The 1,210-nt window shown below is 66.1% G+C and carries 2 protein-coding genes; both read left to right on the top strand.

Annotated features, from left to right (window positions below):
- Nucleotides 1-429, top strand: a 429-nt coding sequence (locus tag AC07PU_RS42450; protein WP_495323665.1) for a branched-chain amino acid ABC transporter permease, incomplete at its 5' end; no start/stop codon positions are given.
- 14 nt (nucleotides 430-443) lie between these two features.
- On the top strand, nucleotides 444-1,210 hold a 767-nt coding region (locus AC07PU_RS42455; RefSeq protein WP_495323666.1), incomplete at its 3' end, for an ABC transporter permease subunit.

The following is a 1,210-nucleotide window of genomic DNA, read 5'->3' on the forward strand; positions in this document are numbered from 1 at the left end:
GTCAATTACACGAAGCTCGGCCGCGCGATGCGCGCCACCGCCGAGAACCCGCGCGTGGCCGCGCTGATGGGCATCCGTCCCGACATGGTCATCTCGGCCACCTTCATCATCGGTGCCGTGCTCGCGGCCATCGCGGGCGTGATGTACGCCTCCAACTACGGCATCGCGCAGCACGCCATGGGCTTCCTGCCCGGCCTCAAGGCCTTCACCGCGGCCGTGTTCGGCGGCATCGGCAACCTCGCGGGCGCGGTCGTCGGCGGCATCCTGCTGGGGCTCATCGAGGCCATCGGCTCGGGCTACATCGGCACCCTCACGGGTGGCGTGCTCGGCAGCAACTACAGCGACATCTTCGCGTTCATCGTGCTGATCGTGATGCTCACGCTGCGCCCCGCCGGCCTGCTCGGCGAACGCGTGGCCGATCGCGCCTGAAGGAGCTTGCCATCATGAAGAACAGCAAGAACCTCGCGCTCTACCTGGTCGGCGTCATCGCCGTGCTCGCGCTGCCGCTGCTGCTGCAAAGCCAGGGCAATGCCTGGGTGCGCATCGCCGACATCGCACTGCTCTACGTGCTGCTCGCGCTGGGCCTGAACATCGTGGTCGGCTACGCCGGCCTGCTCGACCTGGGCTACGTCGCCTTCTTCGCGGTCGGTGCCTATCTCTATGCCCTCATGGGCTCGGGCCACCTGTCCGAGACCTTCGAGTGGTTCAAGGCCACCTTCCCGAACGGCCTGCACACCTCGCTGCTGATCGTGATACCGCTGGCCTTCGTGTTCGCGGCGCTGCTCGGCGTGCTGCTGGGGGCGCCCACGCTGAAGCTGCGCGGCGACTACCTCGCGATCGTCACGCTGGGCTTCGGCGAAATCATCCGCGTGTTCCTGAACAACCTCGACCAGCCGATCAACATCACGAACGGTCCCAAGGGCATCACCTCGATCGACTCGATCAAGTTCTGGGGCCTGGACCTCGGCAAGGCCTGGAAGTTCGACGGCTTCACCATCTCCTCGGTCACGCTGTACTACTACCTGTTCCTCGCGCTGGTGGTGGTCACCATCGTGATCTCGCACCGCCTGCAGGTCTCGCGCATCGGCCGCGCCTGGATGGCCATCCGCGAGGACGAGATCGCCGCCAAGGCGATGGGCATCAACACCCGCAACATGAAGCTGCTGGCCTTCGGCATGGGCGCGAGCTTCGGCGGCGTGTCGGGTTCCAT

Source organism: Variovorax sp. GW821-FHT10D07 (assembly GCF_059415325.1).